This is a genomic window from Luteolibacter sp. AS25, assembly GCF_046736275.1.
Lineage (GTDB): Bacteria > Verrucomicrobiota > Verrucomicrobiia > Verrucomicrobiales > Akkermansiaceae > Luteolibacter.
Genome location: NZ_CP151837.1, coordinates 2,226,103 through 2,242,867, shown reverse-complemented (window position 1 = coordinate 2,242,867; position 16,765 = coordinate 2,226,103). Strand labels below are relative to the sequence as shown.

General features: G+C 51.5%; 16 protein-coding genes. 11 read left to right on the top strand and 5 right to left on the bottom strand.

What is annotated here, in order from left to right:
• Positions 1-108 precede the first annotated feature (108 nt).
• The 4 genes from AAGA79_RS10445 (at position 109) to AAGA79_RS10430 (ending at position 3,838) form a co-directional block, all read left to right on the top strand.
• On the top strand, positions 109-483 hold the full coding sequence (locus AAGA79_RS10445; protein WP_411825742.1) for a hypothetical protein: 375 nt from the start codon (positions 109-111) through the stop codon (positions 481-483).
• Positions 484-573: 90 nt separating this feature from the next.
• Positions 574-2,829 (top strand): carboxy terminal-processing peptidase, encoded by a 2,256-nt coding sequence (locus AAGA79_RS10440; RefSeq protein WP_411825741.1) that lies wholly within the window; start codon positions 574-576, stop codon positions 2,827-2,829.
• Positions 2,829-3,524: a YggS family pyridoxal phosphate-dependent enzyme gene (locus AAGA79_RS10435; RefSeq protein ID WP_411825740.1), complete on the top strand. Its 696-nt coding sequence runs from the start codon at positions 2,829-2,831 to the stop codon at positions 3,522-3,524. The genes AAGA79_RS10440 and AAGA79_RS10435 overlap by 1 nt, the downstream gene beginning before the upstream one ends.
• On the top strand, positions 3,521-3,838 hold the full coding sequence (locus AAGA79_RS10430) for a DUF971 domain-containing protein (RefSeq protein ID WP_411825739.1): 318 nt from the start codon (positions 3,521-3,523) through the stop codon (positions 3,836-3,838). Before AAGA79_RS10435 ends, AAGA79_RS10430 begins: the two co-directional genes overlap by 4 nt.
• Before the next feature lie 72 nt (positions 3,839-3,910).
• On the opposite strand, the gene AAGA79_RS10425 is transcribed toward AAGA79_RS10430, so the two are convergent.
• Complete coding sequence (locus AAGA79_RS10425) at positions 3,911-4,447, bottom strand: hypothetical protein (RefSeq protein WP_411825738.1); 537 nt, start codon at positions 4,445-4,447, stop codon at positions 3,911-3,913.
• A gap of 168 nt (positions 4,448-4,615) precedes the next feature.
• Here AAGA79_RS10425 and tatC point away from each other — a divergent pair, with 168 nt between their 5' ends.
• The 5 genes from tatC to AAGA79_RS10400 are packed head-to-tail and all read left to right on the top strand — an operon-like array spanning position 4,616 to position 9,748.
• A complete protein-coding gene (gene tatC, locus AAGA79_RS10420) occupies positions 4,616-5,956 on the top strand; it encodes a twin-arginine translocase subunit TatC (protein ID WP_411825737.1) in 1,341 nt (446 codons plus the stop codon).
• Positions 5,957-5,964: 8 nt separating this feature from the next.
• Positions 5,965-6,822 carry a hypothetical protein gene (locus tag AAGA79_RS10415; protein ID WP_411825736.1) on the top strand — a complete coding sequence of 286 codons (858 nt, stop codon included), beginning with the start codon at positions 5,965-5,967 and terminating at the stop codon, positions 6,820-6,822.
• 5 nt (positions 6,823-6,827) lie between these two features.
• Positions 6,828-8,039: an ATP-dependent Clp protease proteolytic subunit gene (locus AAGA79_RS10410; RefSeq protein WP_411825735.1), complete on the top strand. Its 1,212-nt coding sequence runs from the start codon at positions 6,828-6,830 to the stop codon at positions 8,037-8,039.
• Entirely contained in the window at positions 8,036-8,809 is a 774-nt protein-coding gene (locus AAGA79_RS10405; RefSeq protein WP_411825734.1) for an MBL fold metallo-hydrolase, read from the top strand. The genes AAGA79_RS10410 and AAGA79_RS10405 overlap by 4 nt, the downstream gene beginning before the upstream one ends.
• Positions 8,810-8,854: 45 nt before the next feature.
• Complete coding sequence (locus AAGA79_RS10400; RefSeq protein WP_411825733.1) at positions 8,855-9,748, top strand: metal ABC transporter substrate-binding protein; 894 nt, start codon at positions 8,855-8,857, stop codon at positions 9,746-9,748.
• Here AAGA79_RS10400 and AAGA79_RS10395 read toward each other — a convergent pair.
• From AAGA79_RS10395 to AAGA79_RS10380, 4 genes are read right to left on the bottom strand one after another with little or no spacing between them, the layout of a single operon-like run.
• The gene (locus tag AAGA79_RS10395) at positions 9,735-10,493 is read right to left on the bottom strand and encodes an exodeoxyribonuclease III (protein WP_411825732.1); all 759 of its coding nucleotides are present in this window, start codon (positions 10,491-10,493) and stop codon (positions 9,735-9,737) included. The two genes, AAGA79_RS10400 and AAGA79_RS10395, sit on opposite strands and share 14 nt — an antisense overlap.
• A gap of 5 nt (positions 10,494-10,498) precedes the next feature.
• Positions 10,499-11,488 carry a tRNA preQ1(34) S-adenosylmethionine ribosyltransferase-isomerase QueA gene (queA, locus tag AAGA79_RS10390; protein WP_411825731.1) on the bottom strand — a complete coding sequence of 330 codons (990 nt, stop codon included), beginning with the start codon at positions 11,486-11,488 and terminating at the stop codon, positions 10,499-10,501.
• On the bottom strand, positions 11,488-13,572 hold the full coding sequence (locus AAGA79_RS10385; RefSeq protein ID WP_411825730.1) for a glycosyltransferase: 2,085 nt from the start codon (positions 13,570-13,572) through the stop codon (positions 11,488-11,490). Before AAGA79_RS10385 ends, queA begins: the two co-directional genes overlap by 1 nt.
• Positions 13,573-13,623: 51 nt before the next feature.
• Complete coding sequence (locus tag AAGA79_RS10380) at positions 13,624-14,745, bottom strand: M20 family metallopeptidase (protein WP_411825729.1); 1,122 nt, start codon at positions 14,743-14,745, stop codon at positions 13,624-13,626.
• A 92-nt stretch (positions 14,746-14,837) separates the two neighbouring features.
• On the opposite strand from AAGA79_RS10380, the gene AAGA79_RS10375 reads away from it, so the two are divergent.
• The gene (locus tag AAGA79_RS10375; RefSeq protein WP_411828230.1) at positions 14,838-15,842 is read left to right on the top strand and encodes an NTP transferase domain-containing protein; all 1,005 of its coding nucleotides are present in this window, start codon (positions 14,838-14,840) and stop codon (positions 15,840-15,842) included.
• 149 nt (positions 15,843-15,991) lie between these two features.
• Positions 15,992-16,684: a PEP-CTERM sorting domain-containing protein gene (locus AAGA79_RS10370; protein WP_411825728.1), complete on the top strand. Its 693-nt coding sequence runs from the start codon at positions 15,992-15,994 to the stop codon at positions 16,682-16,684.
• Positions 16,685-16,765: the final 81 nt, after the last annotated feature.

Here is a 16,765-nt window from a genome sequence, read left to right as displayed (position 1 = left end):
AAGTAAGAAGATATTTTTCAATTTGAAACTTAGATGAAAGGATTTTGCCCAAACAGTTCGGACCAAGGAGTTAGTCCTGCTGATTCGCCGCAGATGGGGAGGGCTGGTATGACACTTTTGGAGCTGACCGTGGTCATTCTCGTTCTGCTTTCACTGATCTCGATACTATTCATCGGAGCTCAGGCCTGGAAAAAAGGATCGGATCGCACGCTGTGCATAATGAATATCCGAAATGTGCAGAATGGAGTGAGAAGTTTTTGCAATCTCTACGGGTATAATCCCGGCGATAGCGTGAGCGGTCTCCAGCTACGGGTCATCGGGCTTGGACAGTTTGTGGAGACAACTCCGACTTGTCCTTCCTCAGGGACCTATACCTACGGGGAAACCTTCGGTGCTGATACCGTGCCGCCAATCGGCGAACTTTACATGAATTGTTCATTGGCTAGTTCCGGCCATGTTCCTGATGATCAGGCTGCGTGGTAGGCCCCGATTTAAGGGTTTTCCAGATCGACATCATGCGGACATGTGACAGATTGAAGAAAGAATTTCACTTTCATCGACGCTATTATAATTATGATTACCCCTTGGTTACGCAGCGCGACGGCCGCAATCGGTCTACTCGCTATCTCCAATCCGGCCTGTGCCCAGCAAGCAGACTTCAATGAAGTAGGACGCCAGATGGCAATAATGCTGCAGAATAGCCACTTTGCGAGGCTTCCGTATAACGCCGAGCTCAGCCGCAAATTTTTCGATGACTACCTGAACGATCTGGATTTCCAGAAACTCTATTTCACCCAGGGTGACATTGATGTATTCAACGTTAAATACGCAGATCGCCTGCATACGCTACTTCTGCAGGGCAATAGTATTGAGGCTGCAACAGAGATCTACGGTGTCTTCCGCGAACGCGTGGAAGAGCGCATTGCTGATGCGGAGAAACTTTTAGAGGGCGATTTTGATTTTACAGGCGATGAGACTGTAATGATGTCCCGCAAGGATGCCGACTGGCCGAAAACCGACGAGGAAGCGAAAACTGTTTGGGCAAATCAGATCAAGGAGGCCGTGCTTGCGGAGACTCTTCGCCAGGAAATGATTAGCAAGATGGCGAAGGAACAGGGCAAGGATGATCCCGGTGCTGATGACCTTGATCCACGCGAGAAAGTGGCGCTCCGCTACAAGCGCCTGTTGGCCAGTGTGCGTGATGTGGACGATGAAGATGTTGCGAACTATTTCCTCAGTGCTGTGGCCCGGGCATATGACCCGCATACGGACTATATGAGTTTCCGTGAGATGAACCGTTTCAAGGACGGTATGAAAAACGAGCTCGTGGGAATCGGAGCACTCCTCCAGGCGGAGGAAGATGGCGCAACCGTCATCAAGGGTATCGTTGTCGGCGGACCTGCTGACAAAGGCGGCCAGCTCAAGTTGAATGACCGTGTGGTGGCGGTGGATACCTTGAACAGCGGATCCTCCGAAGGGATGACCGATATCATGTTTATGAAAATCGATAAGGTCGTTGATCTTATCCGTGGCAAGCAGGGCACGTCTGTAGCTCTCAAGGTGGAACCTTCGGGAGGTGCTCCCGGGGAGACAAAAATCATTGTGATCGGCCGCGAAAAAGTGGAGCTGAAGGATGAGCAAGCAAACGGCGAACTCATCGAACTGAAAGACGATGAAGGTAAGACGCGCCGGATCGGGATCCTGACCCTTCCTTCATTTTATGCTGACTTTGATCAAGGGCTCACCCGCTGCTCGGTAGACGTGGAGCGGATTCTTGTTCGATTGATGGATGAGGGGATGGATGGCCTGATCTTCGACCTTAGAAACAACGGTGGAGGCTCGCTCGAGGAAGTTCGCCGTATGACAGGCTTCTTCGTCCCGCAAGGTCCTGTGGTTCAGGTGAAGAACACTCTGGGCCAAAAACAGGTGAAGGAATCTGATTCAGGGAAGCCGATTTACACAGGACCGATGGTTGTTCTCACCGATAAGAGTAGTGCATCAGCCAGCGAGATTCTTGCCGGGGCACTTCAGGACTATAATCGTGCGGTAATCGTGGGTGACTCTTCCACTTTCGGGAAAGGAACCGTCCAACAGCCTATGGATATCGGCAGAATGCTCCCGCTCTTTGCTGTCCGCAGCAAGGCAGGTTACCTAAAGGTGACGATCCAGAAGTTCTACCGTCCATCCGGTTCATCCACACAGATGGATGGGGTGGTGCCGAGTATCGTGCTGCCTAGCATCACAGACGCCTTGGATGTAGGTGAATCCGAGTTGGAAAATGCCCTTCCGCATGATCGGATTAGCCCCGCTTCCGATTTCCGCCCGCTGGATGCGCAGGCCCTCTTCCTGCCGAAGCTGCAGGAGCTCAGTGAGGAGCGTGTGAAGAAATCGAAGGATTTCACCTACATCATCGAGGATGTAATCAAAGCGAAAGAACGCTTGAAGGAAAACAGCGTCTCTCTCAACCGGCAGCAGCGTGAGCGGGAGCTCGAGCAAGCTGATGAGCTGAAAAAAGAGCGCAATCTCGAACGCTTGGAGCGCTTCAAGAAAATGGCGGAAGTAGATAGCGAGCAGTATACTTTCTATCGCATCACCCTGGACGATCTGGAGAAAGGTGCCGATCTGCAATCCTATGATCCTTCCAAGGAATCTGGCGATTACATGAGACGCGCTGTGGATGAAACTGCTAGCTTGGATGATACTCCAAAATGGCCTTCTGGCTTGAACGCTTCCAAGCGTGAAGCAATCCACGTGCTTGGCGACCTCATTGAACTTACCGAAACCGCGAAACTTGTTGGCACGCTGAGAAGCGATGGCAGCGTGCGCTAATGTCGGATATTGAAACTCAACTCTCCGAGATTCAGGGGAAAGTTGCCGCTGCGGCGAAGAGCCGCGGAGATGTCCAGCTGGTAGCTGTGTCCAAAACATTTCCGTCTGCTGATATCCGCGTTGCATATGACAAGGGACAGCGAATTTTCGGCGAGAGCCGTCTGCAGGAAGCTGAGACGAAAATTCAGGAACTACCTCCGGAAATCGAGTGGCACTTTATTGGCAGAGTTCAGCGGAATAAGGTGAGAAAAATACTTCCACTCTTCCCATATATCCATGCGGTCGATTCCATGAAGTTGGCTGGATATATGGACGGAGTCGCGAAAGATCTGGGTTTGAAGCCGAAGATTTTCCTTCAGGTAAATCAGGCTGGTGAGGAATCCAAGGGTGGTTTCTCCGAGTCGGAGCTTGCATCGAATCTTGGTGAGTTATCGGCACTCCAAAATGTCGAAATCGTGGGTCTGATGGTAATTCCTCCTGCGGAGAAATCTGATGAAGAAACCAGATTGTGGTTCCGTAAGTTGAAAGATCTGAGGGATTCCATCAATGCGGGCAATCTATTGAGTCTACCCTTCCTCAGCATGGGAATGAGTGGCGATTATGAGATCGCAATCGAAGAAGGCGCGACCCATGTGAGGGTCGGGTCCGCTATCTTCGGAAAGCGTGAGAAGAAAATCGAAGGAGAATTGGGATGAAGGAAAACGAAAATATTGAGTCTGTTTGTTTGATCGGAGAAGAGCTGGCGTTAAGCCTATCCGGCGGAACTGAAATGTATCTGCGGTTGCCAATGCTCCGTCGCGCCTGCCCATGTGCCCAATGTCAGGGTGAGCCCGATGCGATGGGGCGCGTTCAGAGGCCTATAGTTGAGCATGGCCCGGGAGCATTCGACCTCAAAAGGTTCGAGTTGGTCGGAGGCTACGGTTTGCAGTTATTTTGGGCCGATGGACATGGAACCGGTATTTATAGTATCACCTATCTGAAAAAGCTGGCCCAGCTTACCCAGAGATAGGACAAAAAAAGACCCCGGCAGCACGCTGGTTGGCGCTGTCGAGGCTGAAAGAATTCAATAATCTCCGGGAGATTATTCGGATTCCATTTCCTGCTGGGCTTCCTCAGCTGCGTTCTTGGTTTCCTCCATGGCATTGTTCACGCCATCTTTTGTGGATTGAGTGGCATCCTTGGCTGCATCTTCAGTTTTCTGAGCTGCGTTCTTGGTTGCTTCCTCGGCATCGTTAGCCATTTCTTTCGCTGAATCCTGAGCTTCGTTTGATTTCTCTTCAGTAGAATCTTTGGCTTCATCCATTGCTTCGGAAGCAGAGTCCTTCATCTCATTCGCCTTTTCTACAGTGGCGTCCTTAGCGTCTTCGAGTGCTTCACCTGTAGCGGCTGCAGCTTCTTTGGTTGCCTCCGCGGCATTGGCTGCTGCTTCTTTTGTAGCTTCTGTTGCTTCAGCTGTTGCCTCTTTTGTCGCCTCTACTGCGGAATCGGTCATTTCCTTCATTCCCTCTGCGATTTTATCCGCGCCGGAAGACATTTTTTCGCTGGTATCTTCGCTTGAGTCGCAGGCAACGAGTGCCAGTGGAAGCGCGATTGCCAGAGTAATAAGTTTCTTTTTCATAGTCGTTTGTTGTTTTTGGCGGGTAATGCCGTCCTGATAAAAATACTCCCTTCAGAGTTTCAGTCAAAGACTACCGAGTTCTATTTTCCACTGTGGTGGAAAGGGTGAATTTCTAACCAGTCTTCCCTTGCGAAGACCGCCCTGCGGCGGTTGAATCCGCAACGCCGAATGTATTTACTAAAAAAAGTATTCGAGCTTCGAGAGAAGGCTCATATCGATCACGAGAAACCGTTTTTGGAGCATCTCGAGGATTTACGCGTTCTTGTTACGCGTGTGGTCATCACTCTCATGATTTCCATGCTGGTGTGCTTTGCTTTCCAGAAGCAGTTGATGGATATTCTCCGTGCACCCGCTGAAAAGGTCATTCTCGTCAAGCAGGCCGAGACAATGCCTGATGCGGAAAAACACACAGGGATCAAGGTTCCTACAGTGGAGGAATGGAATACGGCAATGGATTTGGAGCGTGTGGCCTCCGGTCTGGATGATGCTCAGCGCGCGGTGTTCTACCTTTCGCTGGGGAAACCGGATCTTGAGTTTCACGCCCGTAGTGTAGCGCTGCTAAGAGCTACGAAAGCTTTGCCCGAGGAGGATAGGCAGGCATTCGTCAAGCAACTCCCGATAGAGGGTTCAATGCGTAATCAGCTGATGGCGCTCCTGGATTCGGATCCGAACGTGGATGCCGGAACCGAGTCGAACATCCGCATGATGTCTGCGCTCAAACCGACGGAAACATTCATGCTTTCGATGAAACTGGCGTTTTTCGCGGGTATCGTCTTAGCATTTCCGCTTCTACTGATGTTCGTCCTGCAATTCGTGTTGCCGGGACTTCATGAAAAGGAGAAAAAGATCCTTTGGCCGGCGATGATCATCGGTTTTGGCCTCTTTCTGGCCGGCGTGCTGTTTTCATACTTTCTGGTTCTGCCCCGCGCATTGCTGTTCTTCTACGAATGGAGCGGAGATCTGGGAGTTTCCAACGATTGGCGCATCGGTGAATACATCTCCTTTGCCACCCAGTTTACCCTCTTGTTCGGTTTATCGTTCGAACTGCCGGTGGTGGTTATGGTTTTGGTAAAGCTGGGCCTATTGACCTACGATTCGATGGCCCGGACACGGACATATGCGATTGTGGCGATCTACATCGCGGCGGCTGTGATCACGCCTACGCCGGATATCATGACGCTCAACCTGATGGCGCTACCGATGCTTTTCCTTTACGAGATCTGTATTTGGCTGGCGTGGCTGGATAGGAAGAAGGCGCGCGAGCGCACTGAGCGTGAGGAAGCAGAATATCTTCAGGAGCGTCTCAAACGCGGGCGTAGCGACGAGGATCGAGAAGTTGCTGCAGGGACCGAGGAATACGGACCGGAAGAGCACGATTACGAAGATGGCTGGGGTGAGGACTATGACCACGAGATGGACGGTCTGGAGGACGGCGAAGAGTGGACAGATCCCGATGACACCGATAAGGGACAGGACGAGCCACCGAACCAGAGCGATAAACCTTCCTAATTTTTGATATGTCAGAGAGCACGACCGAGAAAGACCAAGTAAGTGAAAAATCGCCCTTTGCCGGATGCGCGATTTTGATTGTAGCTGCAGCTGTGATGATTTTCCTGATCGGATTCTCGATTACTGTGCTGTTCCGCCAATTCAATGAGATTGTCAAGTTTACCGACGAGAAGCCTGCCGTTGTTCCTGTTGTCTCACTGGAGGGGAAAGAGGCAGAACTAAACACCCTTGCAGAAAAGTTGGAGGCCTTCCGTCTCGGACTGGGAGGGGAGGAAACAGCGATACTTGAACTCAATGCGTCAGAGCTGAATTTGGCGATTCATACCTACAAGGATTTTGAAGATCTGCGGGGAATGCTTGATGTGAAGGATATTTCTCCAGAGGAAATTCGATTCGATATTTCATTCCAACTTAATGGAAAGCCACGCCTTGGGAGAAAAGAGGGTGAGGGTATGTTCACCTCGGATCCCCGATACCTGAATGGAGTTCTCATAGCTGAACCGGGCTTGCTCAATCAAGAAGTGGTCCTGCAGGTGCGGGATATAAAAGTTCCTGATAAGGTGGTGCCAAGGGAATTCCTTGAGCAAATGTCGCCATACAGGATTGCCGAAAGGTATGTTGGCGATAGCACAATCGGCGATGTGATGGGACAGCTCACAAATGTTGAGCTTGGTGATGGATTCATCCGTTTTGAAAAGGTAGCGGGAGAAGTAGCCAAGGATACCATCAGCGATGAGGACGTGGACCTGGCTAGTACGAAACTTTTCACTTTTCTCGGAATAGCAGCCTCCATCTTTCTCTTGATCGTTGCCGTGATACTGATTTTAGGTCTCCGCTTGAAAAAACGGCGGGATGCGTCAGTATAGCTGGAATGAGAAAGTTCACTGCGCTGGCATTTCTAGGTATTGGTCTACAGACAGTCACCGCAAAGGAAATCATCGTTCAGGGGGCTGAGAAGTCAGTCGAAACTACGGCGGTTACCGAGGTGTCCGCCCTCGAAGAGTTCAATAAGCTGGAGGCGCAGAAGCTTACGAAGGAGACCAACGACCTGAGGGCTGAGGTCCAGAAGCTAAAATTGGAACGAGAGGCCATTACCGAACGGCTGGCGTTGGAGAAAGCGAGAAAGGATGAGGCTGAACTAGACTCCGAAAATGCCTACAAGGAGGACTTGGAGAAATTGAAGCGTGAATCGGAGATTTCACAGATCAGGGCCGAAAAGGTGGCGGCCGATTTCAAGACCGCCCAAAGTGAGGCGGCGATGAAAGTGCTGGAGTTACAATCGGAGATTGAGACGATTGAGACCGCAGAAAAGAGAGATTCTTATGCCAATGCGGATCCCGTATTTTTGGAAAATCCACTAAGAGACGATGGAATCCTAGTTGTCTCTGATCGCCGGATTCCTCTCAACGGAGTGATTATGCCGAGCACTGCTGATTTTGTGACCAGCAGAATCGACTATTGGAACAACCGTGATAGTTCACTTCCGATCTTTATTGTTATCGATGACTGTCCGGGTGGCTCGGTAATGGCTGGCTACCGGATATTGAAGGCGATGGAAGCGAGTGAAGCGCCGATCCACGTAGTGGTGAAGAGTTTCGCCGCCTCTATGGCCGCGTGCATCACAACATTGGCCGAAGAGAGCTACGCCTACCCGAACGCGATCATTCTTCACCACCAGATCAGTGCGCAGATCATGTTCATGCGGCTGAATCTCACGCAACAAAAGGAATTTTACGAGGAAAGCGAAAAATGGTGGAAGCGTCTGGCGAAACCAGTGGCTGAGAAAATGGGTATCTCCACCGACGACTTTATCCAGCAGATGTATGAGAAATCCACTAGTGGGGACTGGAGTGAATTCGGTGACGAAGCGAAGAAACTCAAGTGGGTGAACCACATCGTAGGTGGCATTGTGGAGAGCTCGATTACGCAGAATCCTGACTCGAAAGAAAATGAAACCGCCAAGAAAAAGGCGCTCGTGGAGGAGGTGGACCAGGATGGAAAGGTATTCAGCTACTTGAATCGCCTGAATCCCAAAGATGTTTATTTCCTCTACAACCCGGACGGTTACTATCGCTTAAGATGAATTTAGAAGACGAATTTCCCGACGTCATCCGCAAGGCGATGATGGGGCAGAATATTGAAGCCAGTGAACTAGCGGAAAAGGCAGGCATTGAGATCTGCGAGGTGAGCGGGTTGCTCCATGGAGATATGGAGGAGCAGTCAGCCCGGCACGTTGCTGAAGTCCTGAACCTTGATCCCGAGAGCCTAATCGCTCTTTCGGATTACCAACCGGATGACATTGCTGTCAGTGGAGTTCAGCGGAAAATTCTACCGTTCGGCCAGTGGGATGTGAATGCCTGGCTGCTGGAAAAAAATGGAACTAGATTGCTTTTTGATACCGGATTTGGAGCAGAAGATATTCTTTCATTGATAGATCCAGAGGGCCTGGATGCAGTCCTAATTACCCACGCAGACAGGGATCATACCGGTGGAGCAGGGGCACTGAAAAAACTGGGAGTCCGGGTCATTTCAGAAGTGGAGGCTCTGGCTTCGGGTGGATTCACCTTTGGAGAAATTTCCATAAAAACTGTGGATCTGGCGGGTCATAAATCACCGGCGGCGGGTTATTTCGTGCAAGGATTCGACCGTCAGCTGTTCGTTCCCGGTGATGCGATTTTTGCGGGATCAATGGGGAAATGCGATTCGCAAGATTCCTATGAACTGGCTTTACACACCTTGGGTAAGGCGATTTCTCTGGCAGAAGACACCTGTGCAATCCTACCGGGCCACGGCCCGGCAACGACGGTCCGGGAGGAACTCCGCTCGAATCCATTTCGATTGGGATTTCGTTAGTGCATAAAACTTGCACTAGTGTTTTTCGTCGATAATCTGGCGGTAATGAAACTTTTCCGAATTTTCGCAATTTTCTGCAGCCTTGCGTTACCTGTCTTTTCGGCTCCGATGAAAGTGGTGTCGCTTCACCCCCTTATTACCGATCTCTTGCATCAGGTGGGTGGCGAAAAACTAGATGTGATAGATCTCATAGGTAAAACTGGAGATCCACACAGCTTCCAGCCATCCGCCGAGGATCTCGTAGCTACCCAGGATGCCAAAGTGTATTTCGTATCCGGTATGGGGATGGAGAGTTATCTAGGGGAATTGAAATCCATTATTGGTAGCGACGCGGTGATTGTGGAGGTGGGGAAAAGCCTGCCCGCGCTTCACGGATCCTGTGATCACGATGAGCATGGACATGAGGGACACCATCACGAGATTGACCCACACTGGTGGCATTCTGTGGATCATTTCCGCCGCGCGACGGGCGTGGTTTCCGATAAACTTTGTGAAATAGATCCGGACAACTCCGAGTTTTATAAGACCAATGCAAACGTTTACCGCTCTACGCTGGATACCCTCGAAAAGTGGGTGAAGCGGGAAGTGGTCAGGGTTCCAAAGGACCTAAGAAAGCTGGCGACCGCACATGAATCGTTTAACTACTTCTGCGATGAGTATGGGTTCGAGGCTTTTTCAATCCAAGGTCTGAACCGCGAACAGATGCCCGATGCGGTGTCGCTGGTGAAGTTGATCGCGGAGCTCAAAAACGAACGGGTGGCGGCAATATTTCCAGAGTTGGAATCAAATCCGAAGATGTTGCAAAGCCTGACTTCTGATACCGGAATTAGGATAGCAGGCAGTTTGATTGCAGATGGCCGCGGTGTTTCCAGCTATGAGGAGATGATCCGTGGAAACGTGAAGACGATCGTGGATGGGCTCACTGCTAGCCAAGAGTGATCTGGACAGGGCAATGATCGGAGCCCAGCACGTGCGGCAGAATTGAGGCTGTTTCCAAGCGATCCGCCAGCTGCGGGGAAATGCCGAAGTAATCGATTCTCCAGCCCACGTTCCGCTGCCTTGCGCCACCCCGGTAGGACCACCATGAATAGGCTTCGGTTTGCTCGGGGTGAATGTGGCGGAAGCTATCAATATAGCCACTTTCCAGGAGTTTGGTGAAGCTGGCACGCTCTTCATCCGAGAATCCTGCGCTTTTGCGGTTTGCGGATGGGCGGGCGAGGTCGATTTCATTGTGTGCGACGTTGAGATCGCCGCAGAAAATCACAGGCTTTGTCTCGGCTAACTGAGCTAGAAACGTGCGGAATGCAAAATCCCATTCCAAGCGGTAGCCGAGTCTTCGGAGTCCGTCCTGCGCATTTACGGTATAGACATTCACTAGGAAGAAATCCTCATATTCCGCAGTGATTACACGCCCTTCCTTGTCATGCTCCTCGAGCCCCAGACCGATGATAACATTCAATGGCTGCTTTTTTGTGAAAATAGCGGTGCCCGAATAGCCGGGTTTTTCCGCTGAGTTCCAGAATGCTTTGTAGCCGCCGAATTCCAGTGGGAGTTCCACCTGTTCCTCGCGGGCTTTTGTTTCCTGCACGCATAGGATGTCCGGATTTTCTGTGGAGAGGAATTCGGCCATCCCTTTGTTCAGGGCTGCGCGGATTCCGTTAACGTTCCAAGATATGAGTTTCATAGAATTTAAAGTATGAGCATGCAGTCGCCGTAGGAGTAGAAGCGGTATTTCTGCTCAACTGCCTGACGGTATGCTTCCATTGTGAGCTCGCGGCCGGCTAGGGCGGAAACAAGCATGATGAGTGTGGATTGAGGAAGGTGAAAGTTGGTGAGAAGTCCATCAACTGCCCCGAACTTATAAGGCGGATGAATGAAGATAGCGGTTTCGCCCGATTGGGCCTGTTCCTTTGCTATCCGCGAATTTCCTCCGGTAAGTGACTCGAGAACGCGGGTTACCGTGGTGCCAACCGCGATCACGCGTGGGGCGTGATTGATCTCCGCAGCAGTTTCACCACTGATGGAGTATTTCTCCGAATGCATCTCGTGTTCCTTGATATTGTCTACACTCACCGGCCTGAAGGTGCCTACACCTACGTGCAGTGTGATGAAGTCATGCCGGATTCTTTCCAGCATATCCGGTGTGAAATGCAGTCCGGCAGTTGGAGCGGCGATGGCGCCTTCTTCCTTGGAAAAAACCGTTTGGTAACGCTCCTGATCCATTTCTTCATCTTCCCGATTCATGTAATGGGGCAGAGCGAGGTGACCGTGAGCGTTTATATCCAGTTCCGATTCCCATTCGATGAGGCGGTCACCGTTTTCGAATACATCCACCACTGTTCCGGTCACTCCGCCGATCTGGAGTGTTTTGCCGATTTTCATTTTCCGGCCCGGCTTTGTCAGGCAGCGCCAGCGAGTGGGGGTTTCGCGGTCGAGATATAGAAGTTCGATACGGCCATCATCGGAATACAGGCGGGCGGGGATGACGCGCGTGTTGTTGAGTACCAATAGATCGTCCGGTTTCAGAAATGATTCGAAATCGGCGAACATCCGGTGCTCGATGGTTCCGCTCTCGCGGTGAACGACGAGCATTCTGGAGGCTGACCTCTCCGCGAGTGGTCGCGAGGCGATGAGTTCGTCCGGGAGGTGGTAATCGTAATCCTTGGTGAAAAGTGACATCAGGAGGTGTGTTTAAGTGTATTCTGGACCTGTTCCGGATTGCCCCATATGCGAATCAGATTATTGGTAGCACCGTCTTCGAATTTAACTGTGGAGATGAGGATGCGGGTGCCGTTTTTTTCCAGGTCCCAACCGGCGGTAGGAGAGGCGGTTTGCCACCCCTGTTGCAAAAACTGATTAAGATAGCAGCTGCGTTCGCTACCTTCTGCTGAGTAGATCTCCATTTCTTCAGTGGGCAGATCAGGATCTGGTGTGGAGTGGAAGGGTCGTGGAATCTTCGGGAATTTTCCTCTGGCCACTGCTCTGGCTGCGTTTTGCGTGAAGTTTACCAATGACAACAATAGAGTCGAAAGGGGAGAGCTGAATTTAGAATCGATCGGGCGTAGTGGCAGCATCCGGTTGACAATTGATTGGTAGCCGGCCTGACCCATGGCTCCGTGGTATATGACGGAATCATCCATTGCACGCACGGCACCACCGCCGTAAATGAAGCCTTTCCACTGAGCTTCTCCGTTCTTTGAGAAACGGGATGGGTGTTTGCGAAGGAGAATTGCTTCGGCTTTTCCGTAGCCGATCTGCTGTTTGAGAAAGGCCCGGATGAAGGGCCGACGCGAATGCCATACAAAGGCGCCAGGGACGAAACCCAGCTGATATCCGGCATCATCAAGCCGCCAGCAGAAATCGACATCGTCGCCTGCCGTGCGGAAATCTGTATCGAACCCGCCGATCTCTGTAAAAGCAGATTTCCTTACCGCGATATTACAGCCGGGGAGGTGCTCAGCAATTGAATCATCCAGAAGAACGTGGCTCGGAGCTCCGGAAGCAGAGCGGATAATGGCTTCCACCATCGTTTTGGCGGGTGGTGGGAGATTCGGGCCACCGGCAGCGGCGATCTTTGGATTCCGGAAAGCTTTTTCCAGACGTAGAATCCATTCCTGATCCGGTTCACAATCGTCATCGGTGAAGGCCAGAATATCGCCAGTGGCATTTGCCGCACCGTGGTTGCGGGCAGCACTCAAGCCGGAAGGGAGGATAGGGAGTAGAAATACCTCGGGAAATTGGCTGGATACAATTCGCTCCGTATCATCTGTTGATCCATCGCTTACAACGATCGTTTCATGTAATGGTCCGATAATCTTTCTTGCAGCCTGAAGGCATTGGGAAATGTATTTTTCGCCGTTTCTGGTGCAAATGATAACGGAGTATTTTAACCCCGTTTCTGGCAATGGAGATGGGGTGATATCCTTGCAAAGTTCGTAGGCTGGCTTTGGCCTGAAATGGCGGTCGGTGAGGCCGAAATCCCAATCCTGGACGTTGATTCTTCCGTTTTGCCAGAGATCCGACCAAGCGTAGATGGTAATTGCTGCGGCTTCCTCCAAGTAGGAAGTGGCCATCGCCCATTCGAGGGTTTTAGCCTGTTGTTCGAATGAGTTTCTCTTCGAATCCAAGCCGAATTCTGAAACTACCAGAGGCCTGTCCCCTGCGATGTTCTGAAGACGCCGTAGGTAGGATGCGAAGTCTTGCTTGTCTTCGAGATAGATATTGAACGCCGTGAAGTCCGCATTACCGGGCTCCAGGTATTCGGTGGAGGGGTAGTTCGCGTAGGCGAAGAGTATATGTGGTGCTGCTTCGCGACCTAGATCAATTAGGTCTTCGATGACTTCGCGGACGAAGGTGGGGCCCATCCAGCGGACCAAATCCGTGGCGATTTCATTTCCGACGTAGACTCCGGCAATGGCGGAATGTCCGCCGTGTTGCTTAAGCCACTCGCTAAGCTTGATCCTCGCTGCCGAAACTATTTCGGGGTGGGCAAGGAAATCCCCGAACTGCCACCAATTCAACCCGGCGAAAACCTTCAGGTCCACGCTCCGGGCTGCATCGAGGATCTTTTCATCAGGTAGTTCGAATGTCCTGATCGCGTGAAATCCCGCAGCTTTGATTTTCGTGAACTCCGCGAGATTATCCGGGCTTTGGTCTTTCGGAAAAGGGCCGTAGGTGACCATGCGTAGCCAGACCCGATCTTTGCCGATCCGGAAAAATTTTCCGTCGATTGTGATTTGGTTGGTTCTGGTGGGTGCTGACACTGACGGGAGGCTAGACGGAATGCATCGACGGATGGAACGGAAATCGTCGTGCTATTTCAGCGAGCGAATGAAGGCCGAGAAAAATTTCTCACCTTCCTCCAGACGAGCTAGTTCGATGAATTCGTCCTTGGTGTGTGCTTGATCAATAGAGCCCGGTCCTAGGCAGATGGAAGGGAGGCCGGCGGCTGCAAGATGAGCTGCATCGGAGAACCATGGTGCACCGGTAACGCCAGTGCAGGCGTCTATTCCTCGTAGCATCCGGATATATTTGTGATCCACGTCGGTTTCCATCGGAGGATTCTCATGGGCATCGCGGATAGTGAGTGGGAGGCGGAGATCGTGGATGGTTTCCCGCAACAGATTCAGTGCACCTCCAGCCGCTGCGAGCGAGGGGGCCTGGCGGATATCAATTTGGGCGGAAGCTTTGTTCGGGACGATATTTGGAGCTGATCCGCCGCTGATCATTCCGATGTTCATGGTGGAGAATCCTAGGATCTCGTGGTCAAACCCTTCCAGTCTCATGGCGAGCTCCTTTTGTAGAACGACGAGCGCCTGGGATAGTTTGATGATCGCGTTGTCGCCTAGCTGTGGCTGGGAAGCATGTGCGGAGATACCGGTGGCTTCGATGGTGGCCCAAAGAGAGCCTTTCGTAGTGTAGACAACCTGCATGGAGGTAGGTTCTCCAACGATGGCGAATTCGTAGTCTTTCGAGTGCTTTTGGGCAAAGTCCTTGGAGCCGTGCTGGCACGCTTCTTCTCCCATAAATCCAATGAAGTCCACTGCAACGGGAAGGTCTTTGAGAATTTCCTTATTGGCTTTCAGCCCTGCTAGCATGGCTGCCATCGGCCCTTTGGTATCTGATGCGCCGCGGCCCCAGATTTTCCCGTCCTCGATTTTCCCGGAGAAGGGCTCGATCGTCATATTTTCCACGCCGACGGTATCGAGGTGGGGTCCAAGTAGGATGCGGGGCCTGCCATCCAACGGGGCGAAGCGGGCGATGAGATTCGGGCGTCGGGGGTGTATTTCCTCCAGGGTCACAGAGGCTCCGATATCCTCGAGCCAGTTTGCCACGAAGTCGGCCATGGCCTTCTCATGCGTGACTCCGGCTTGGTCGGCGGCGGCGTTGTCGGGATTGACTGAGGGGATCTGGACAAGCTGTTGGAGCAGGTGCATGAGCGGACCTTACTGTGATTATGAAAAACTCCAAGGCTGGGAACACAAATTGAAGTTCCGAAAGTATGGAAAAGCGGTTTTAGTTGTTCTCAATGAAAGGTTTGGTGCTCGCAGGGGGAAAGGGAATACGGATGGGTCGCGAGAAGGCGGGAATAATTCACCGGGATGGTCGCACTTTCCTGGATAGGACCATTGAACTTCTGAATGAGGCGGGATGTACAGAGGTTCTCGTTTCACTGAGACAAGGTCAGGAGGTTTCCCGCGATCTGGAGCATACAAACATTGTGAGGGATTCCGGAGAGGGGCCTTTGTGTGGGATCATTGCCGGGCTCGAAACAGATGCTGATTCCGATTGGGTGGTGGTTGCGTGTGATTTACCTGAACTCGATTTGGAAACGCTCGTGCAATTGAAGCGGGTTGAAGGGATATTTGGAGCATACCGGAGTGAATTCGATGGCGGCCTTGAACCGCTGTGCGCTTTTTACGGCCGCGGTGCGTTGGGTCTCCTGAAGAAATACAAGGAGTCAGGTGACTGGAGCCTGCGGAAAATTATGGAGGAGAACGGGGTGGAAGTGCTGGATTTGAAGAACAAGGAAGCGCTCACAAACGTGAATTTTCCCGAAGATCTGGGGATGCAGCCTACCGTGGAAAAAATGTGGATTTCACAAGGTCACGATTTCCGCGGGAGACATGGGTTGGGACGGGAAAGGCACGCTATTGTCCCGGTGGAAACTGTAGAATGCGTTGCCGGAAAAGGGCTGAAAGGGGACCGCTACTTCGAGTTCAAAGAGGACTTCAAAGGACAGATCACGTTTTTTTCTTCGGAAGTTCTGGATGATTTACGGGCGAAATACGGTGAGATCTGTAGCTCTGTACTGAGAAGGAATATCGTGATCAGTGGTCTCGATCTGGAAGCACTCGTAGGAAAGGAATTCAGTGTCCAGGGTGTGCGCTTTCAAGGCAGTGAGGAGTGCAAGCCGTGTTACTGGATGGATGACGCGGTGGGCACAGGTGCGGAGGATTTCCTGAAAGGCAGATGTCGTGGCGGACTACGCGCAAGAATTTTGACGGACGGTGCCCTGAAATTGGGGAGTTGAATCTTCGTCTGAAAAAAAGGGACTGAGACGAAAGGAAGGGGGAATGTGCAGATATTACGTGATCCCGTAATAGATTAATTTCCACATTTGTGTGAAGATTCAAACCTCGCAATTACCGCGATCCCCCTACTCCCCCCCCCCCTACATTCATGAAGATCCTAGCTGCGGCTTTTTGTGCCGCTCTGTCGTTTGTTTCCGTATCACACGCACAAACTATCGTTTTTAATGACGACTTTAGTTCCTCCGCGATCAAGAAGAGCGGAAATCCCTATGTGGGAGGATGGTTTGAGCCACAACTCGGTTTCCAGAAGTGGACAAGCTCTGATAACGCCAGCATCTCTTCAGGTGCACTAACTATTAATTCCACCAGTGCTACCCGCAGCGCGGGAATAGTTATCAGCCCATCGCTGTTTGATGGTGCCGGGGACTATGTTCTGACATTCGACCTAAAGGACTACACAGGTGACTCGAACGATTCTGCCATCGCAACCATATGGGCGGGCAGTGGCTATGATCTTTCCTTTAAATCGGGAAACGCACTTATAGTTGATACCTATTCCGCCTCGTTATCGCAGTCGGGAACAGCTGTAACACAGCAACTCGCATCGACTTATCTGAACGAAAGTTCAAATGGAAACCAGATGACGTTTTCCTATGACGGGACCAGCGCGGTTGCTGTTTTTCTTGGGGTAAAAACAGAAGGATATCCATTTCCGAGCGCCACCTACGACAATGTTTCGATCACAAAGGCATCAGTGGCAGCCGTGCCAGAGCCGAATGTGGCAATGCTCCTGGGTATCGCGGGCACTTGCGTTTTATTGGCAAGGCGTCGGAACCGGTAAGGTTTTGCCTTTGCACCAACGTCTTGGCCTGTGCGGCTCAGACGTTGGTTCGGTTCAACTACAGTAGAAGCTTCCCGGCGC